This is a genomic window from Caballeronia sp. LZ029, assembly GCF_031451275.1.
In the GTDB taxonomy this organism is placed as follows: Bacteria; Pseudomonadota; Gammaproteobacteria; order Burkholderiales; family Burkholderiaceae; genus Caballeronia; species Caballeronia jiangsuensis.
The window spans coordinates 2292865-2311417 of the sequence record NZ_JARUXO010000001.1 but is presented as its reverse complement, the minus strand read 5'-3'; the positions used below and the strand labels follow the sequence as shown (position 1 = coordinate 2311417).

Here is an 18553-nt window from a genome sequence, read left to right as displayed (position 1 = left end):
GGGATTTTTTTATGCGGGCAGCAAAGCCAGCGCTGCTGCCGTAGCCTCGATGACGTCGCGCCATCGGCCCGGCGCGCGCTGGCGCACGAGCCGCGCCTGCGGATACCACGCGTTCTCGGCGGTGTCGACGCCCCAGCGCCAGTCGGCGGCGAAAGGCAGCATCACCCAGAGCGGCTTGCCGAGCGCGCCTGCGAGGTGCGCGACGGATGTATCCACGGAGACGACGGCGTCCAGCCGATCGACGATCGCGCCGGTATCGGCGAAATTATCGAGGCGGCCGTCCAGCGTGTGAATCGACATCGCGTTCGGATGCGCGCGCAACATGTCACGCTCGCGGCCGGTGATGAACGGCTGGAGCACGATCCAGTCGACGTCTTCGAGCGCGAAAAGCGGCGCAAGCTCACTGACCGGCACCGATCGCGTCTCGCTCGGCTGCATCCGGCCGGACCACGCGATGCCGATCTTGCGCCGTTCCTGGCCGCCGATCGAGCCGCGCCACTTGCGCCGGTAATCGGCCGGCACGACGAGATAGGGCGCGCGTGCCGGAATCGCTTCGGGCGAGGTCATGCCGAGCGCGAGCGGCAGGCTGAGCAGCGGGCAGTAAGCATCCGCGTGCGCCGGGATGCCGTCCGACTTGCTCTTCAACTCGACGTGCGCGGCTTGCGCGGCCGGTGCGAGCAGCGGCACGAGCGCGGGCTGCACTTCGAGCACCAGCTTGCCGACGAGCTTCGCCGCGAACGGCACGAAGCGCGCGAACTGCAAGGTGTCGCCAAAACCCTGCTCGGCGCGCACGAGCAACGTGCGGCCCGGCATCGGCTCGCCATTCCAGCGCGGCAGGCGCGGCGCGGGTTCGCTGCCGGGCGTCTGCAGACGCCATTCGTAGGCAGGCAGACCGCGCGCGTAGTCGCCGGTCGTGAGCAGGGCGAGCGCGCGGTTCAGATGCGCGGCGGGCATCGAAGGATCGATGCGCAATGCTTCATCGAACGCGCGCAGCGCCGCGCGATGTGCGCCGAGCGCCAGATGCGCATTGCCGAGGCAGAGCCACGCGACGCCATATTTCGGATCGAGTCCGACCGCGCGTTCGAAATGCGGCACGGCTTCGTCGTGACGGCCGAGCTTGGCGAGCGCGTGAGCGAGCCCGAAATATCCCGGCGCGAAGTGCGGCTGCAACGCGACGGCCTTTCGCAGCACGGGCAGCGCGTCTTCCGGATGGCCGTTCGTATCGAGCAGATTGCCGAGATTGAAATGCGCGGCGACGTAATTCGGTTCGGCCTCGAGCGCGGCGCGAAAGTGCGAGATCGCGCCGAGCGTGTCGCCGAGCGCGTTGAGCGCCATGCCGAGATTGTTGTGCGCGCCGGCATGGCGCGGGCGCAACGCGAGCGCGCGCTTGAACGCGTGCGCGGCGTCCTTGAAGCGGCGCAGCGCGGAAAGCGCGTTACCGAAGTTGTTCCATGCGGCCGGATCGTTGGGCTGCAGGCGCAATGCTTTCTCGAAGGCATCGGCGGCGTCTTCGTGACGGCCGGCCGCCGTGTAGGCGTTGCCGAGGTTGTACTGCGCGAGCGGAAAACCCGGCGCGAGCGTCAGCGCGTTGCGAAAGCGCTCGATCGCGTCATCGAGACGGCCGAGCGCCTTCAGCGCGTTGCCGAGGTTGAGCTGAAGGCCGGCATCGCCCGGACGCAGGTCCACGGCGCGGCCCACGAGCTCGGCCGCCTCCGCGTGCTGCCCCTGTTGATGGCGCAGCACGCCGAGGTAGTGCAGCGCGTCGACGTGACGAGGTTCGGCGGTGAGCGCGGCCTGATAGTCGCGCTCCGCGTCGGTCAGGCGGCCATCGCGATGGGCCGCGAAACCGCGGGCGAATACGGTGTCCATGACGGGGAAGACTTCTGGCCGGGAAAAGCAAACCCCGCATTTTCCCACACCGGGGCCGCTCCTCCGGAGAAGCGCGGTTGACATGTTGCGGCGATGGCACTTAACATGTGAACACCTATTCATATGTTAGCAACGATTGTGGCTTCCGATCCGTCCACCACCGCCAGTCCGATCACGTCCGATGACCGCGTCGTGCCGCTCGCCGACCTGTTCCGCCTGCTCGGCGACCCGACGCGCCTGCGCATCGTGCTCGCGTGCGTCGAACAGCGGCGCGCGGTTGGTGCGATCGCGGAGCTGCTCGGGCTGTCGGCGTCGCTCGTGAGCCATCACCTGCGGCTCCTGCGCGCGGCGCGCATCGTGCGGGCCGAGCGCCAGGGCAAGCAGGTGTTCTACGTGGCGGCGGACCGTCACATCAGCGCGATGCTGGGCGAACTGCTGGAGCACATCGCGGAACCGCAAGCCGAAGCCCCCGACATCGAATGACCGCCACCGAATCGCGAGTACGCCCATGAGCACGCATCAGCACGCAGAACACGAACACCACGAAGGTCACGAAGGCCACGAAGGTCACGAAGGCCACGCGCACAGTCACGAGCACGGGCATTCGCACGGCCACGGCGGGCATGGTCATGACCATCACGGCGCGCCGCAGGAAGGGCAGGGCCGAACGTTCGCGCTTGCGGTCGGCCTGAACGTGGTGATCGTGATCGTGCAGGCCGTCTACGGCTTTCTCGCGCATTCGACCGCGCTGCTCGCCGATGCCGGCCACAACCTCTCCGACGTGCTCGGCCTCCTGCTCGCATGGGGCGCGGTGTGGCTCGGCAAGCGCCAGCCGAACTCGCGCTATACCTTCGGCATGGGCAGCTCGTCGATCCTGGCGTCGCTCGCCAACGCAGCGCTGCTGCTCTTCGCGTGCGGCGCGATCGTGCTCGAAGCGATTCAGCGCCTGCTCAATCCGGCGCCCGTCGCGGGGCTCGACGTGTTCATCGTCGCGACGCTCGGCATGATCGTGAACGGCTTTTCCGCGTGGCTCTTCATGCGCGGCAGCAAGGAAGACCTCAACGTGCGCGGTGCCTTCCTGCACATGGCCGCCGATGCAGCCATCTCCGCCGCCGTCGCGGTCAGCGGTCTCATCATCCTGTTCACGGGCGCGAGCTGGCTCGATCCTTTGATGAGCCTGATCGTCGTGTCGGTGATTGTCTACGGCACGTGGGGCCTCGGGCGCGACGCGATGCGCCTCGCGATGGCCGCCGTTCCGTCGTCGGTCGACATGCCGCGCGTCGAGCAATATCTGAAACAACTGCCCGGCGTAAGCGATGTGCACGACCTGCACGTGTGGGCGCTCTCGACGACCGAAAACGCGCTCACGGTCCATCTCGTGATACCCGAGGGCCATCCCGGCGATGCCTTCGTGCAGGGCGTCGTCACGACGCTGCGCCGCGAATATTCGATGCATCATGCGACCGTGCAGGTGGAGTTCGGCGAAGCCTGCCACGCGTGCGTGCTCAGCGAACGCGGGCACGCGCACTGAGTCCGGTGCGGCTGGCGCGCATGCTAAAAGCGGAGGGTACGGGCGTACACTAGACGCCGTGACGTTTGGGGGAGGACTGCATGTTCGCGCCAAAGCTGAATCCGAACGACAAGCTGGATGTGGCGCCCGTTCTGATCGTCGGCGCCGGTCCCACGGGCCTCGCCGCCGCGATGAGTCTCGCGCGCGCGCACATCCCGGTCAGGCTCGTCGACAAGGCGCGCGAGCCGTCGCCGTATTCGCGCGCGATCGGCATTCAGGCGCGCACGCTCGAACTCTTCGAGCAGCATCGCGTGGTCAAGCCGTTTCTCGAACTCGGCCATCGCGCGCGCGTCGCGAATCTCTATTCGAACGGGCAACGCCTCGCGCGCCTCGACTTCGATCCTTTGCAGACGCGTTATCCGTATCTGCTCTTTCTGGAGCAATCGCAGACCGAACGCCTGCTCGCGGAGCATCTGGCCACTCAACATGTCGATGTCGAGCGCGGCGTCGAAGTGGTCGATGTCTCGCAGGGCTCGGCTGGCTTGCAGGCGAGGCTGCGTCATCCGAACGGACGCGATGAACTCCTGCGGCCTTCGTATCTGATCGCGGCGGACGGCGCGCACAGTTTCGTGCGGCATCGGCTGGGCATCGGTTTCGACGGCAAGACGTTCGATCAAACGTATCTGCTCGCCGATCTCCAGGCCGACTCCGACTGGCCCGACGACGAATTTCACATCTTCGCGTCGGGCGAGGGGCTCGCTGCGCTCTTCCCGATGGGCGGCGACCGCGCGCGCCTGATCGCGGACATGCCGGCGCCGGCCGCGAATGCCGTCAACGCGGCTGGAACGAAAATCGGCCCGACGCTCGACGAATGCCGCGCGCTCGTCGAGCGGCGTGTGCATCACAAGATCGCGTTGTCGAACCTGACGTGGTCGTCGTACTTTCACCTGAACAGCCGCATGGTCGACAAGCTGCGCGTGGAGCGCGTGTTCCTCGCGGGCGATTCGGCGCACGTGCATAGTCCGGCTGGCGCGCAGGGCATGAACACCGGCATCCAGGAGGCGTTCAATCTCGGCTGGAAGATCGCGCGTATGCTCGCGGGCGGCGCGCCCGAGCGGCTGCTCGACAGCTATCACACGGAGCGGCATCCGATCGAGCGCGACGTGCTGCGCCAGACGAGCATGCTCACGCAGATGGCCGGCGCCGAGCACGGCCCGATGAAGCTGATGCGCGAGCACGTGATGCCCGCGCTCGCCGCGATCGGCCCATTGCGCGACGCGATGCGGCGCACGGTGAGTGAGTTGTCGATCAACTATCGCAAGAGTCCGCTCACGCTGGAGCGTCTGCTCGATGGCGGCCCGCGCGCGGGCGAGCGCGCGCCCGATGCACGCGTGCATGTCATCGACGGGCCGCTCGGACGGCTGCCCGGCGTCGGCTGTCTTTACGATCTTCACGATCCCGGCTGCTTCTCGCTCTTTCTGCTCCTGAATCCGTCGGGCGAGGACGACATCGCGCTTGCGCCCGCGACCATCACCGTCGCGCACGCGATGCGCGACCCGGACCTCGACGGCTTCGTGAAAGCCCTCGAAAACATCATGCCGAATGCGGTGCGCGTCTGGCGCATCACCGATACGCGCGGCGAGGGCGCGAATTCGCTCACGGACAACTACGGCCGCACGCGTCCGGCGTTCTATCTCGTGCGTCCCGATGGCTATATCGCCGCGCGCGGGCGCGCGCCATCGGATGTGCACGGGCTGCTGCGTCACTGCGAAACGTGGTTCGGCGCGCAGGACACGAGCACCGAGCGGCAGCCGGAACGCGAATATCGCGAGGATTAAAAAAAGCCCTGCGGTGCAGGGCTTTGATCCGTATCGTGAACGACGTCAGGCGGTCGCCGTCTTCGGCTGCAGATCCGCCTTGTGCAGATTGAGCGCCTCGCGCAGGATCGGCTCCATCGACTCACTCGCTTCCGGATCGTCGAGCGCGGCGAGAATCGCAAGCCGCATGCGCGGTTCCCAGAAGCGGCGAATATGATCCGCGATGCTGTCGACGGCTTCGGCGCGGTCCGGCATCGAATCGAAGAATTCGCCGATGCGGTTCGCCATCTCGATCAGGTTATCGACGTCCATTTCTTATTTTCCTGAAGTGGTCGTGGCGAGGTTGAGCAACTCGAGCTGCTGCGTGTTGAAGCGCGAGTACTCCTTCTGCCATTGCGACGGCTGTTCCACCGGCATTACCTGCACCGCCGTCACCTTGTACTCCGGACAGTTGGTCGCCCAGTCGGACGAGTCCGTCGTGATGACGTTCGCGCCCGATTCCGGGAAGTGGAACGTCGTATAGACGACGCCCGGCTGCATGCGCTCGGAAATCTTCGCGCGCAACACCGTCTGCCCGGCGCGCGACTCGATGCCGACCCAGTCGTCCTGCTTGATGCCGCGATCTTCCGCATCGACCGGATGAATCTCCAGGCGGTCCTCGTCGTGCCATTGCGAGTTTTCGGTGCGCCGCGTCTGCGCGCCGACGTTGTACTGCGACAGGATGCGCCCGGTCGTGAGCAGCAGCGGATACTTGCGCGTGACTTTCTCCGGCGTCGCGATGAACTTCGTGATGACGAAGCGTCCCTTGCCGCGCACGAATTCGTCGATGTGCATCGTCGGGGTGCCGTCCGGCGCCTTCTCGTTGCACGGCCACTGAATGCTGCCGAGCTCGTCGAGGCGCTCGTACGAGACGCCGTGGAAAGTCGGCGTGAGACGCGCGATCTCGTCCATGATTTCGGACGGGTTCGCGTAGTTCATCTCATAGCCGAGCGCGCGCGAGAGCTTGATCGTCACTTCCCAGTCGGAGAGGCCCGGGAGCGGCGGCATCACCTTGCGCACGCGCGAGATGCGGCGCTCTGCGTTGGTGAAGGTGCCGTCCTTTTCGAGGAACGTCGAGCCGGGCAGGAGAACGTGCGCGTACTTCGCCGTTTCGTTCAGGAAGATGTCCTGCACGACGATGCATTCCATCGACGACAACGCATCCGCCACGTGCTGCGTGTTCGGGTCCGACTGGACGATGTCCTCGCCCTGGCAATAGAGGCCCATGAACGTGCCGTGCGTCGCGGCATCGAACATGTTCGGGATGCGCAGACCCGGCTCCGGCTGAAGCTGCACGTTCCATGCTTCCTCGAAGAGCGCGCGCGTTGCCGCATCGCCGATATGCCGATAGCCCGGCAGTTCGTGCGGGAACGAGCCCATGTCGCACGAGCCCTGCACGTTGTTCTGGCCGCGCAGCGGATTCACGCCGACGCCTTCGCGACCGACATTGCCCGTCGCCATCGCGAGGTTCGCGATGCCCATCACGGTGGTCGAGCCTTGCGCGTGCTCGGTCACGCCGAGGCCGTAATAGATCGCGCCGTTGCCGCCCAGCGCGTAGATGCGCGCGGCTTCGCGGACCTGTTGCGCGGGCACGCCGGTGACGGCTTCCATCGCCTCGGGCGAGTTCTCTTCCTTCGCGACGAAATCGCGCCACTGCCCGAACGCGCGCTCCTCGCAGCGTTCGGCGATGAAATCTTCCTTCAGCAAGCCTTCCGTGACGATCACGTGCGCGAGCGAGTTGACCATCGCGACGTTCGTGCCCGGGCGCAATTGCAGGTGATATTGCGCTTTCACGTGCGGCGTATCGACGATATCGATGCGGCGCGGATCGATCACGATCAGCTTCGCGCCTTCACGCACGCGGCGCTTCAGGCGCGAGCCGAAGACCGGATGGCCGTCGGTCGGATTCGCGCCCATCACGATGATCACGTCCGATTGCTCGACCGAAGCGAACGTCTGCGTGCCCGCCGATTCGCCGAGCGTCGCCTTGAGGCCGTAACCCGTCGGCGAGTGGCAGACACGCGCGCAGGTATCGACATTGTTGTTGCCGAACGCCGCGCGCACGAGCTTCTGCACGAGGTACGTCTCTTCGTTCGTGCAGCGCGACGACGTGATGCCGCCGATCGAATCGCGGCCGTACTTGTCCTGGATGCGGCGGAATTCGCTTGCCGCATACGTGAGCGCTTCGTCCCACGACACTTCGCGCCACGGGTCGGTGATCTTCGCGCGGATCATCGGCTTCTTGATGCGATCCTTGTGCGTCGCGTAACCCCATGCGAAGCGGCCCTTCACGCAAGCATGACCTTCGTTCGCCTGGCCGTTCTTGTTCGGCGTCATGCGCACGACGGTGTTGCCCTTCATCTCCGCCTTCAGCGAACAGCCGACACCGCAATATGCACACGTCGTGATGGCCGAGTGTTCGGCCTGGCCGAGCATGATGACGGTCTTTTCCTGCAGCGTCGCGGTCGGGCACGCGGCGACGCAAGCGCCGCACGACACGCATTCCGATTCCATGAACGGCACGTTCTCGCTCGCCGCGACGCGCGATTCGAAGCCGCGTCCGGCGATTGTCAGCGCGAACGTGCCCTGCGTTTCCTCGCAGGCGCGCACGCATCGATTGCAGACGATGCACTTCGACGGATCGTAGGTGAAGTACGGATTCGACTCGTCCTTCTTGTCTTTCAGATGGTTCGCGCCTTCGTAGCCGTAGCGCACTTCACGCAAGCCGACGACGCCCGCCATGTCCTGCAATTCGCAATCGCCATTGGCGGGGCAGGTGAGGCAATCGAGCGGGTGATCGGAGATATAAAGCTCCATCACGTTGCGGCGCAGCGATTGCAGCTTGTCGGTTTGCGTGCGCACTTTCATGCCCGCTTCGACAGGCGTCGTGCATGACGCCGGATAACCGCGCTTGCCTTCGATCTCGACGAGGCACAGACGGCACGAACCCCACGGCTCCAGCGAATCCGTCGCGCAGAGTTTCGGCACGTTGACGCCGGCTTCGATCGCGGCGCGCATCACCGACGTGCCCGCGGGCACCGTGACGGATTCGCCGTCGATTTCGAGCGTCACGTCGATATCGGCGTGACGGAGCGGCGTGCCGTAGTCGGTTTCATCGAGCGGATCGCGGCGCTGCACCGACGCCGCGCTCTTGCACGCGCAGTTGCCGGAACCGCAGCCGTTGATGGTGTTGGACATTGTCGTCTCCTTGTTCTATGCCGCTTTCTGTGCAGGCGTGCGGGGCAGCCCGAAGTCCTCGGGGAAGTGATCGAGCGCGGACATCACCGGGAACGGCGTCATGCCGCCCATCGCGCAGAGCGAGCCCGACACCATCGTGTCGCACAACTCGCGCAGAAGCGTGATCTGCTTCACCGACGTATCGCCTTCACGAATCTTCGCGATGACTTCCTCTCCGCGCGTCGAGCCGATGCGGCATGGCGTGCACTTGCCGCACGATTCGAGCGCGCAGAAGTGCATCGCGTATTGCGCGAGTTCGGCGAGGTTCGAGGTGTCGTCGTGAACCACGAGTCCGCCGTGCCCGACCACCGCGCCGACCTTCGCGTATTCCTCGTAGTCGAGCGGAATGTCCCACTGGCTTTCCGGCAGATACGTGCCGAGCGGTCCGCCCACTTGCACCGCGCGCGCCGGACGGCCGCTCGCGGTGCCGTCGCCGTACGTGTAGAGCAGTTCGCGCAGCGTCACGCCGAACGCCAGTTCGACGAGCCCGCCTTGCTTCACATTGCCCGCGATCTGGAAAGGCAGCGTGCCGCGCGAGCGGCCCATGCCGAAGTCGCGATAGAAGGCCGCGCCCTTGGCGAAGATGATCGGCACGGTCGCGAGCGTGATGACGTTGTTGATGACCGTCGGCTTGCCGTACAGACCGGTGAGCGCCGGCACCGGCGGCTTCGCGCGCACGATTCCGCGCTTGCCTTCGAGCGATTCGAGCAGCGCGGTTTCCTCGCCGCACACATACGCGCCCGCGCCCTTCGCGACATACAGCTCGAACGCGTGCGACGTGCCGAGCACGCTCGCGCCGAGCCAGCCCGCGTCGCGCGCCTTGTCGATCGCGCGATTGAGCGTCGCGATCGAATGCGGATACTCGCTGCGCACGTAGATGTAGCCCTTGGTCGCGCCCACTGCCACGCCCGCGATGATCATGCCTTCGATCAGCACGTACGGATCGCTTTCCATGACGAGACGGTCGGAGAACGTGCCTGAGTCGCCTTCGTCCGCATTGCAGACGATGTACTTCTGATCCGCATACGCGCCGCGCACCGTCTTCCACTTGATGCCCGCGGGAAACGCCGCGCCGCCGCGTCCGCGCAGGCCGGAATCGAGCAGCGTCTGGCAGACGGCGTCGCCGTTCATGTCGAGCACCTGGCGCAATCCTTCGAGGCCGCCGAGCGCGGTGTAATCGTCGATGGAAAGCGGGTCCGTGATGCCGATGCGCGCGAACGTCAGGCGCTGCTGGTTCTTGAGATACGGAATCTCGTCGACGACGCCGACGTTCTTCTCGTGCGCCTTGCCCTCGTGAAAACCGGCATCGAAGAGCGCGGCGACATCGTCGGCTTCGACGTTCGAATAGCCGATGCGCCCATCCGCCGTCTCGACTTCGACGAGCGGTTCGAGATAGAAGAGTCCGCGCGAACCGTTGCGCACGAGTTGCACGTCGATGCCGCGCTTCTCCGCTTCGCTCGCGATGGCTTCAGCGACGCCTTGCGCGCCCAGCGCGAGCGCGGCGGAATCGATGGGAACGTAAATGCGCGTCATGCCGTCACCTCCGCGACCTTCGTTTGCGCCGCGGCGTACAGGCGGTCGAACTTCGCCGGTGTCACGCGCGCGTGCAATTCGCCGTTGATCATCATCGACGGAGACAGCGCGCATTGACCGAGGCAGAACACGGATTCGAGCTCGGTGTCTTCGGCATGACCGCTGTCGAAGCGGCAACCCGTGTGTCCTTCGATGTGGTCTTTCAACGCCTCCGTGCCCATGCTGCGGCACGCTTCCGCGCGGCACAGCTGCACGGTCACGCGGGCGGGCGGGGCGGAACGGAAGTGATGGTAGTAGGTGATCACACCGTGGACTTCTGCGCGCGACAGCGATAGCGCCTGTGCGAGCGGCGCGATGGCCGTCTCGGGCACGTAGCCGACTTCGTCCTGGATGGCGTGAAGAATGGTCATCAACGTCGCGTCTTGCACTGCGTGGCGACGGACGAGTTCAGCGGATGCAGCGGCGGAAAGCTGCGGATGTGTCATGGGGCTCCTCCAACACTCGGCATATGTTTTGTCGGTACATATTTACGTCGATATAATTACGGGTGCCGAGCCTGTATAAGAACAATAGGCGTCGTGATATATCTTGGCAATAGGAAGGGGGAGTGCATATGGTGGACGTCGAATGCCGGGCCGAACTGGTCCTGCGGGACGCCGATGGCCGGGAAACCAGTCTCAGCGCGGTTGTGCCGCTTCTACAGCTCGTCGCACAGACGGGCAGCATCGCGAATGCCGCGAACGCTAAGGGTTTGTCCTATCGGCATGCGTGGGGTTTATTGCGCGAAATCGAAGCGCGGCTTGGCGGCGCGCTCATCACGAAATCGCGCGGGCGCGGCTCGGTGCTTTCCGAACTGGGCGAGTCGGTTTTGCGCGCGCAACGGGTTTGTGGCGAACGGCTCGAAGCGCCGTTGCAGGCGGTGGCGAACGACGTCGCCGTGGAATTGAACCGGCGCCTCGCGGGCGGCATCACGCAGGTGCGGATTCACGCGTCGCATGGTTACGCGGTCGCGACGCTCGTGCGCGCGCTCGGCGATCAGCGCGTGCCGGTCGATATCAAGTATCGGGAGAGCGCCGAAGCGGTCAGTGCGCTCGCACGGGGCGAATGCGAATTGGCGGGGTTCCATCTGCCGATCGGCGAATTCCGCTCGACATGCGCGGAGATCTATCGGCCGTATCTGGACCGGAACAAGCATCAACTGATACGGCTCACGCGCCGCACGCAGGGTCTCTTTCTGCCCAAGGGCAATCCGAAGGGCATTTCCGGTTTGCGCGATCTCGCGCGCAGCGACGTGCGCTTCGTCAATCGCCAGCCGGGTTCGGGAACGCGCATGCTGCTCGATTTGTCGTTGCGTCGCGTGGGCGTCGATCCGGACCAGATCAATGGCTACGCGACGACCGAACTGACGCATTCGGCGATCGCCGCGTTCGTCGCCAGCGGCATGGCCGATCTCGGCTTCGGCGTGCAACCGGCGGCGCAGCATTTCGCGCTCGATTTCATACCGATCATCGACGAGGACTATTTCTTCGCCTGCGAACGCGCGCGGCTCGACGAGGCGCGGCTTGCTTCCGTGTTGCGTATCTTGCGCAGCCCGGGGTTCACGGACAGCGTCGCTCATCTGGAAGGTTATGATCCGGCGCATTGCGGCTCGCTCGTCGATGTCGACGAAGGTTTGCGCGGCTGAAGTAAGTGCGTGAGGCGCAGCGGAAACGCGCGGTAAGAGAGCGGGGCGGGCATAAAACTGCCGGCGATGGCGAATTGGGTTAACCTAACGGCTTGCTGTCGACTTTACTGCTCTGAGCGCGATTCTCCGCGCGATATACCGCCATGAAACTCTCGTTGCTTGCTTGTTCCTCCGCCGCGCTCATCGCTGGTGCGGCGTATCTGGTCCCAGTCGCCTTTGCGCAGAATTCCCCGGGCATGCCGGGCGGGGTCCTGCAAGACGAATTCCGCTTCAATGCGCATCCGCAGATGCAGTTCGCGGCGTCCGCGCCGTCGGATAAATATCAGAAGGGCAAATCGGCGATGCGTCGTCGCGGTGACGACGGCGATCCCAACGGCTGCAATCTGAAGTGTCCGAAGGACGGGACGAACTGAGTGTTCTCACGCTGCCGCGGGGTGTCTTTGGCCGCTGGCGAAGGCGCACGCGTCGAAACGGTTGTTAACTGACACAAGGCAACGGTATTAGGACCGGTCCGATTCGGTCGATGCCTGTCGCCGCTTATTCTCTCGGACGTAGCGAAGTCGTCTCTGTCGTCGCTACGTCTCTCAAGGATGTTTGCCCCGCCTCGCGCGGGGTTTTTTTTCGTCTTTTCGCCGGCAAAGAAAAACCCGCGATGCTTGCGCAATCGCGGGTTTTTAGCGGGTGTTCTGGTGGAGGCGGCGGGAATCGAACCCGCGTCCAGAAGCGCTCTACGAACAGTTCTACATACTTAGTTCTGTCTTTTGATTTAACCATAACGACGCGGACGAACACGCTGCGTTACGGCGATTCACTAATTTTTCGACCTTGGCGTCGTGACGCCGCAAAGGCTTATCTGACGTATATGACCTCTCGTGGCATTGCTACCCTAACCCGTCAGCGAATTAGTGAGAGGACGGCGGCCCTTAGGCTGCCAGTGCGAACGTATCGTCGTTTGCAGTTACGATTTTCCCATTGATTAACGAGGTGACGGGTCCTCGGTATGCCCTGACCGCTTCACAACCCCTGTCGAAACCAGGTCGCCCCCGAAACGGAATAAGGATTATCCCACGAAACACGATGTGAGGCGAACGGCGCGGTTTTCAAGCCGCCTGTTTCGCCTCGCTGCTCACGCGATATCGCGCAACAGGTGCTGAAGTTCTTCCGTCGAATCGACCACGTGATTGGCGTGCCAGCGTCGCGGCGGAATGTCGTCGCCGCAATAGCCGTAGGCGGCTGCCACGGTGATCATGCCTGCGGCAAACCCGGCCTGCACGTCGCGCAGATCGTCGCCGACATAGACGATCCGCTCCGGCGCGACGTCCAGCAATTCCGCCGCGTGCAGGAGCGGCGCGGGGTGCGGCTTCGAATGCGGCGTGGTGTCGCCGCAGACGAGGCAGCCGGCGCGCGTATCGAGTCCCAGCAAGCCGACGAGCGGCGCGGCGAAGCGTGTCGCCTTGTTCGTGACGATGCCCCATCGCACGCCGCGCGCATCCAGTTGATCGAGTATCTCGGCGATGCCCGGAAAAAGCGTCGTCTCGATGCACAGATCGGCCTCGTAGTTCGCGAGAAATTCGTCGCGCATCGCGGCGAAGTCGTGGTGCTCCGGTCCGATCTCGAACGCACCACCGAGCAGTCCGCGCGCGCCCGCGGACGCATAGGGCCGCAGCGTTTCGAGCGGCCGCATCTCGAGGCCGCGGTCGTGCCGCATTTTGTTCACCGCGGCGACGAGATCGGGTGCGGTGTCGGCGATGGTGCCGTCGAGGTCGAACAGCACGGCCTGGCACAACCCGAGACCATCGCCCTCGGCGAGGCGCTGGGGCAGGGGAGTCGTTTCTTCCGGCAGGGGCTTGGTATCGATGGTGCCCGTGGACAAGGGATCGTCGTTGATCATGGCGTCAGGCTTCGCGGCGGCAAGCCATCATGTAGTTGATGCTCGTGTCGTTTGACAGGCCGAAATGCTTGGAGATCGGCCGATACGTGATGCCTTTGATGTCGACCGTCAAAAGCGAAGCCGCGCGCGCGAACGTGGCCAGTTCCGACGGCTTGATGAAGCGCGCGTAATCATGCGTGCCTCGCGGCAGCATGCGCGCGATGTATTCCGCGCCGATCACGGCAAAGAGGTACGCCTTCGCGTTGCGATTCAGCGTGGAGAAAAACACCCAGCCGCCCGGCTTCACGAGCGCGGCGCACGCGGCGACGGTGCCCGCGGGATTCGGCACGTGTTCGAGCATCTCCATGCAGGTCACGACGTCATACGAACCGGGCTCGCGCGCGGCGAGGGCTTCCGCCGAGATCTCTTCGTACGCGACTTCGACACCGCTTTCGAGACTATGCAGATCAGCGACGCCAAGCGCGCTCGACGATAAATCGATGCCTTTCACGTTCGCACCGCGCGTGGCCATCGACTCGGACAGAATGCCGCCGCCGCAGCCGATATCGAGAACACGCTTGCTCATCAGATGCGCGTGCGCATCGATCCAGTCGAGCCGTACCGGATTCAGTTCATGCAGCGGCTTGAACTCGGCGTTCGGGTCCCACCAGCGATGCGCGAGCTCGCTGAATTTCTGCAGTTCGTGGGGATCGACATTGGTCATGTTCGGAAGTGCCTTTTTGAGTCGTGAATCGAATAGGACCGAGTATATAGGCGCCGCAATAGGCGGGCAAAAAGTGGAATAGATGAAGCCTACCCGAATCGGCGGCTCTTTAAGCGAATGCCCAAAAGGCTTCAGGCATAAAAAAACCCCCGCCGAAGCGGGGGTTTGATCTGCGGTAATCCAACTCGCGATTACTGCTGCGGCTGACGCGTCGTGCCGACAACTTCGATCTGCACGCGACGATCCGGCGCGAGGCAGGCGATGAGTTGCTTGCGATTCTTCTGCTGGCAGCTGTTGCCCGTGACCGGGTCGCGCTTGCCCTTGCCTTCCGTGTAGATACGGTTGGCTTCGATGCCCTTGCTGACCAGGTAAGCCTTCACAGCTTGCGCACGGCGCAGCGACAGACGATCGTTGTACTTGTCCGAACCGATGCGGTCGGTGTAGCCCGTTGCAACCACGACTTCGAGGTTCAGCGCGCCGATCTTCGATGCCAGATCGTCAAGCTTTTCCTTACCAGCCGGCTTCAGGACTGCCTTGTCGAAGTCGAACAGAGCGTCAGCCTGGTAGGTGACCTTCTGGCTCTGGATGACCGGGGGCGGCGGAGCGACCGGTGCCGGCGGCGTCGGTGCTTGCGCGACCAGCGCGCCATCGCACTTTGCGTTTGCCGTAGCCGGGGTCCAGAATGCGTCGCGCCAGCACAGTTCGTTCGTGCCGTTCATCCACACATACTCGCCCGTACCGTTCACCCAGTTGTCGTTCACAGCTTGTCGCGAGGCCGGCACCGACTGTGCCGAGGCCGATGCAGCCATAACTGCGGTAGCTGCAATGAACGCGAGCTTTGAAAGTTTATTCATATTTCTCCTCTCGAAATTGAGATTACCGCAGGTTTACTGCGAGCCTGTAGACGAAGACAAGTCATACATTGCTCGAAGTATAACATTCCCTACGGAACAAAACGCGCTGTATAGACTTCGAGCAATGTCTAAGTTTGTGCGTTGGCATTTTGCCATATCGTTCCCTTGCAACGATAAAAATATCCCCGCACGCTGTACGCCCGCAACCTTATGTGGTGCATGCGCAACAAGAAAGGGACAGGAGACGGTCAAGGCTGAAGAAGGCGCGAAACGTGCGCACATTACGTGCCCGAGAGCGATTTCCTGCGAGTTTTTATCGTCGGGGTTTTTACGTTTGGCAAAAGCGCGAGGCGGCATGATAGCCCGCCCAGATGACGAATTGACGGAATACGTTCCCCGGTTTTTGTAAGTAATTGGTACAGCATTGCGCATTGCGAAGTCACGCTGCACATTCCGGTTCCGCGCTCGACACACACTGTATGTATACAGCATGCGTCCGGGCGCAAATGTCGCGCATGGTAGAATCTCCTGATGCGCTGCGTTCGCACGCATAAAAAGGCATGCGCTGCATATGCGGCGCGCAGCGTACGTCGGCTACGCGCCACGCCGGCGCATGTCGTGCGGCCGGCGGGCGAGTCCGCGAAAATCACCGCGCGCGCTGCCGTGTCGCCGCTGCAAAGTTCAAGACACGGATAATGGATCAATTCGCCAAAGAGACTCTGCCAATCTCCCTTGAGGAGGAAATGCGCCGCTCGTATCTCGATTACGCGATGAGCGTGATCGTCGGGCGCGCGCTTCCCGATGTCCGCGATGGCTTGAAGCCGGTGCATCGTCGGGCGCTCTACTCGATGCACGAGCTGAACAACGACTGGAATCGCGCGTACAAGAAATCGGCGCGTATCGTCGGCGATGTCATCGGTAAATACCATCCTCACGGCGACGCGTCCGTCTACGAGACGATCGTTCGCATGGCGCAACCGTTCTCGCTGCGCTACATGCTGGTCGACGGCCAGGGCAACTTCGGTTCGGTCGACGGCGACAACGCCGCGGCCATGCGTTACACCGAAATCCGCATGGCGAAGATCGGCCACGAGTTGCTGGCCGACATCGACAAGGAAACCGTCGACTTCGGTCCGAACTACGACGGCAGCGAAAACGAGCCACTCGTTCTCCCCGCGCGCATTCCCAATCTGCTGATCAATGGTTCGGCCGGCATCGCGGTCGGCATGGCGACGAACATTCCGCCGCACAACCTGCGCGAAATCGTCGACGCCTGTCTGCATCTGCTGAACACGCCCGAGGCCACCGTCGACGAGCTGATCGAGATCGTGCCGGCGCCGGACTTCCCGACGGCCGGCATCATCTACGGCGTCGCGGGCGTGCGCGACGGTTATCGCACCGGGCGCGGCCGCGTCGTGATGCGCGCGGCCACGCACTTCGAAGAGATCGATCGCGGTCAGCGTCAGGCGATCATCGTCGACGAGATTCCGTATCAGGTGAACAAGCGCACGCTGCTCGAGCGCATCGCCGAACTCGTCAACGAGAAGAAGCTGGAAGGCATTTCCGACATCCGCGACGAGTCCGACAAGAGCGGCATGCGCGTCGTGATCGAACTGAAGCGCGGGGAAGTGCCGGAAGTCATCCTGAACAATCTGTACAAGCAGACACAGCTTCAGGACACCTTCGGCATGAACATGGTCGCGCTCGTCGACGGCCAGCCCAAGCTGCTGAATCTGAAGGAAATGATCGAGTGCTTCCTGTCGCATCGACGGGAAGTGCTGACGCGGCGCACTGTATACGAACTGCGCAAGGCGCGCGATCGCGGGCACGTGCTCGAAGGTCTCGCCGTCGCGCTCGCGAACATCGACGATTTCATCGCGATCATCAAGGCCGCGCCGACGCCGCCGATCGCGAAACAGGAGTTGATGGCGCGTCCGTGGGATTCGTCGCTCGTGCGCGAAATGCTCACGCGGACCGAGACCGAGGCTTCGGGCGGCCGCGTCGCCTATCGTCCGGAAGGGCTGAATCCCGCGTACGGTCTCCAGGAAGACGGCCTGTATAAATTGTCGGACGTCCAGGCGCAGGAAATTCTGCAGATGCGCCTGCAGCGCCTGACCGGGCTCGAGCAGGACAAGATCGTCGGCGAATATCGCGAAGTGATGGCGCAGATCGCCGATCTGCTCGACATCCTCGCGCGGCCTGAGCGTATCCGCCAGATCATCGTCGATGAACTGGGCCAGATCCGCGCCGAATTCGGCGACGACCGCCGCTCGCGCATCGAAATGAACGCGACGGAGCTCAACACCGAAGACCTGATCACGCCGACTGACATGGTCGTGACCATGTCGCACTCGGGCTACGTGAAGTCGCAGCCGCTTTCCGAATACCGCGCGCAGAAGCGCGGCGGGCGCGGCAAGCAGGCGACGCAGATGAAGGAAGACGACTGGATCGACACGCTCTTCATCGCGAACACGCACGATCACATGCTGTGCTTCTCGAACCGCGGCCGCGTGTACTGGATCAAGGTGTACGAAGTGCCGCAGGGCTCGCGCAACTCGCGCGGCCGTCCGATCGTCAACATGTTCCCGCTGCAGGACGGCGAGAAGATCAACGTCGTGCTGCCGATCAAGGAATTCTCGGCGGACAAGTACGTGTTCATGACGACCGCGCTCGGCACCGTCAAGAAGACGCCGCTCGAAGCATTCAGCCGTCCGATGAAGAAGGGCATCATCGCGGTCGGTCTGGATGACGGCGACTACCTCATCGGCGCGGCGATCACCGACGGCGAGCATGACGTGATGCTGTTCTCCGACGCGGGCAAGGCCGTGCGTTTCGACGAGAACGATGTGCGCGCGATGGGCCGCGAGGCACGCGGCGTGCGAGGCATGCAACTGGAAGACGGGCAGCAGGTCATCGCGATGCTGGTCGCGGGCGGCGAGAACCAGTCGGTGCTCACGGCTACCGAGAACGGTTACGGCAAGCGCACGCCGATCAACGAGTACACGCGTCACGGCCGCGGCACGAAGGGTATGATCGCGATCCAGACATCGGAGCGCAACGGCCGGGTCGTCGCCGCGACGCTCGTCGAGCCGGAGAGCGAGATCATGCTGATCACGACTTCGGGCGTGCTCATCCGCACGCGAGTTTCCGAAATCCGCGAAATGGGCCGTGCAACTCAAGGTGTTACACTCATCAGCCTTGACGAGGGAACGAAGTTGTCGGGACTGCAGCATATCGCCGAGGCGGAAGCCGAGGCCGAACTCGAAGCAGATGCCGGTTCGGAAGACTCTGCCGCCAAGCCCGGCGATGCGGAAAATGATGAAGGCGGAGAAAGCGCCTGATATTTTTTGTGTCGCGGGTCTCTCGTTATCGCTTTTGAAAGCTCGGATTAGTTAAGCTGCGCGACGTGAGTTCGT

14 protein-coding genes and 1 other RNA gene are annotated in these 18553 nt (G+C 63.7%); 6 read left to right on the top strand and 9 right to left on the bottom strand.

The features are described 5' to 3' along the window. Positions 1 to 9: 9 nt before the first annotated feature. Positions 10 to 1869 (bottom strand): tetratricopeptide repeat protein, encoded by a 1860-nt coding sequence (locus QCE73_RS10965; RefSeq protein ID WP_309881187.1) that lies wholly within the window; start codon positions 1867 to 1869, stop codon positions 10 to 12. Between the two features lie 123 nt (positions 1870 to 1992). Between QCE73_RS10965 and QCE73_RS10960 the strand changes: the two genes are divergently transcribed. The 3 genes from QCE73_RS10960 to QCE73_RS10950 all read left to right on the top strand — a co-directional run bounded on the left by QCE73_RS10960 (position 1993) and on the right by QCE73_RS10950 (position 5217). Further along, positions 1993 to 2352, top strand: a complete 360-nt coding sequence (locus tag QCE73_RS10960) for a metalloregulator ArsR/SmtB family transcription factor (RefSeq protein ID WP_309881186.1) — start codon at positions 1993 to 1995, stop codon at positions 2350 to 2352. Positions 2353 to 2377: 25 nt separating this feature from the next. Next, positions 2378 to 3400 (top strand): cation diffusion facilitator family transporter, encoded by a 1023-nt coding sequence (locus tag QCE73_RS10955; protein ID WP_309881184.1) that lies wholly within the window; start codon positions 2378 to 2380, stop codon positions 3398 to 3400. Positions 3401 to 3480: 80 nt separating this feature from the next. Further along, positions 3481 to 5217, top strand: a complete 1737-nt coding sequence (locus tag QCE73_RS10950; protein ID WP_309881183.1) for an FAD-dependent monooxygenase — start codon at positions 3481 to 3483, stop codon at positions 5215 to 5217. Between the two features lie 45 nt (positions 5218 to 5262). Here QCE73_RS10950 and QCE73_RS10945 read toward each other — a convergent pair whose 3' ends face one another. Genes QCE73_RS10945 through QCE73_RS10930 form a run of 4 tightly spaced genes read right to left on the bottom strand, consistent with a single transcriptional unit; the run spans position 5263 to position 10490 of the window. Beyond that, entirely contained in the window at positions 5263 to 5508 is a 246-nt protein-coding gene (locus tag QCE73_RS10945; protein WP_309881181.1) for a formate dehydrogenase subunit delta, read from the bottom strand. A 3-nt stretch (positions 5509 to 5511) separates the two neighbouring features. Continuing rightward, positions 5512 to 8433, bottom strand: coding sequence for a formate dehydrogenase subunit alpha (fdhF, locus tag QCE73_RS10940; RefSeq protein ID WP_035503182.1), 2922 nt, complete (start codon positions 8431 to 8433; stop codon positions 5512 to 5514). A gap of 15 nt (positions 8434 to 8448) precedes the next feature. Beyond that, positions 8449 to 10005, bottom strand: coding sequence for an NADH-ubiquinone oxidoreductase-F iron-sulfur binding region domain-containing protein (locus QCE73_RS10935; RefSeq protein WP_309881178.1), 1557 nt, complete (start codon positions 10003 to 10005; stop codon positions 8449 to 8451). Further along, the gene (locus QCE73_RS10930; RefSeq protein ID WP_035503185.1) at positions 10002 to 10490 is read right to left on the bottom strand and encodes an NAD(P)H-dependent oxidoreductase subunit E; all 489 of its coding nucleotides are present in this window, start codon (positions 10488 to 10490) and stop codon (positions 10002 to 10004) included. The genes QCE73_RS10935 and QCE73_RS10930 overlap by 4 nt, the downstream gene beginning before the upstream one ends. Before the next feature lie 128 nt (positions 10491 to 10618). Between QCE73_RS10930 and QCE73_RS10925 the strand changes: the two genes are divergently transcribed. Both QCE73_RS10925 and QCE73_RS10920 read left to right on the top strand, forming a co-directional pair. Then, entirely contained in the window at positions 10619 to 11689 is a 1071-nt protein-coding gene (locus QCE73_RS10925; protein WP_035503187.1) for a substrate-binding domain-containing protein, read from the top strand. Positions 11690 to 11832: 143 nt separating this feature from the next. Continuing rightward, on the top strand, positions 11833 to 12102 hold the full coding sequence (locus QCE73_RS10920; protein ID WP_035503189.1) for a hypothetical protein: 270 nt from the start codon (positions 11833 to 11835) through the stop codon (positions 12100 to 12102). A 274-nt stretch (positions 12103 to 12376) separates the two neighbouring features. On the opposite strand, the gene ssrA is transcribed toward QCE73_RS10920, so the two are convergent. The 4 genes from ssrA to ompA all read right to left on the bottom strand — a co-directional run bounded on the left by ssrA (position 12377) and on the right by ompA (position 15137). After that, positions 12377 to 12734, bottom strand: a transfer-messenger RNA (tmRNA) gene (gene ssrA, locus QCE73_RS10915). A gap of 81 nt (positions 12735 to 12815) precedes the next feature. Continuing rightward, entirely contained in the window at positions 12816 to 13580 is a 765-nt protein-coding gene (gene gph, locus QCE73_RS10910) for a phosphoglycolate phosphatase (RefSeq protein WP_051626909.1), read from the bottom strand. Positions 13581 to 13584: 4 nt separating this feature from the next. Beyond that, positions 13585 to 14283, bottom strand: a complete 699-nt coding sequence (gene ubiG, locus QCE73_RS10905) for a bifunctional 2-polyprenyl-6-hydroxyphenol methylase/3-demethylubiquinol 3-O-methyltransferase UbiG (RefSeq protein WP_035503191.1) — start codon at positions 14281 to 14283, stop codon at positions 13585 to 13587. Positions 14284 to 14474: 191 nt separating this feature from the next. Further along, positions 14475 to 15137, bottom strand: a complete 663-nt coding sequence (ompA, locus tag QCE73_RS10900) for an outer membrane protein OmpA (protein WP_035503193.1) — start codon at positions 15135 to 15137, stop codon at positions 14475 to 14477. 695 nt (positions 15138 to 15832) lie between these two features. Here ompA and gyrA point away from each other — a divergent pair. Then, positions 15833 to 18478: a DNA gyrase subunit A gene (gene gyrA, locus QCE73_RS10895; RefSeq protein WP_075583868.1), complete on the top strand. Its 2646-nt coding sequence runs from the start codon at positions 15833 to 15835 to the stop codon at positions 18476 to 18478. The last annotated feature ends 75 nt before the right edge of the window (positions 18479 to 18553 follow it).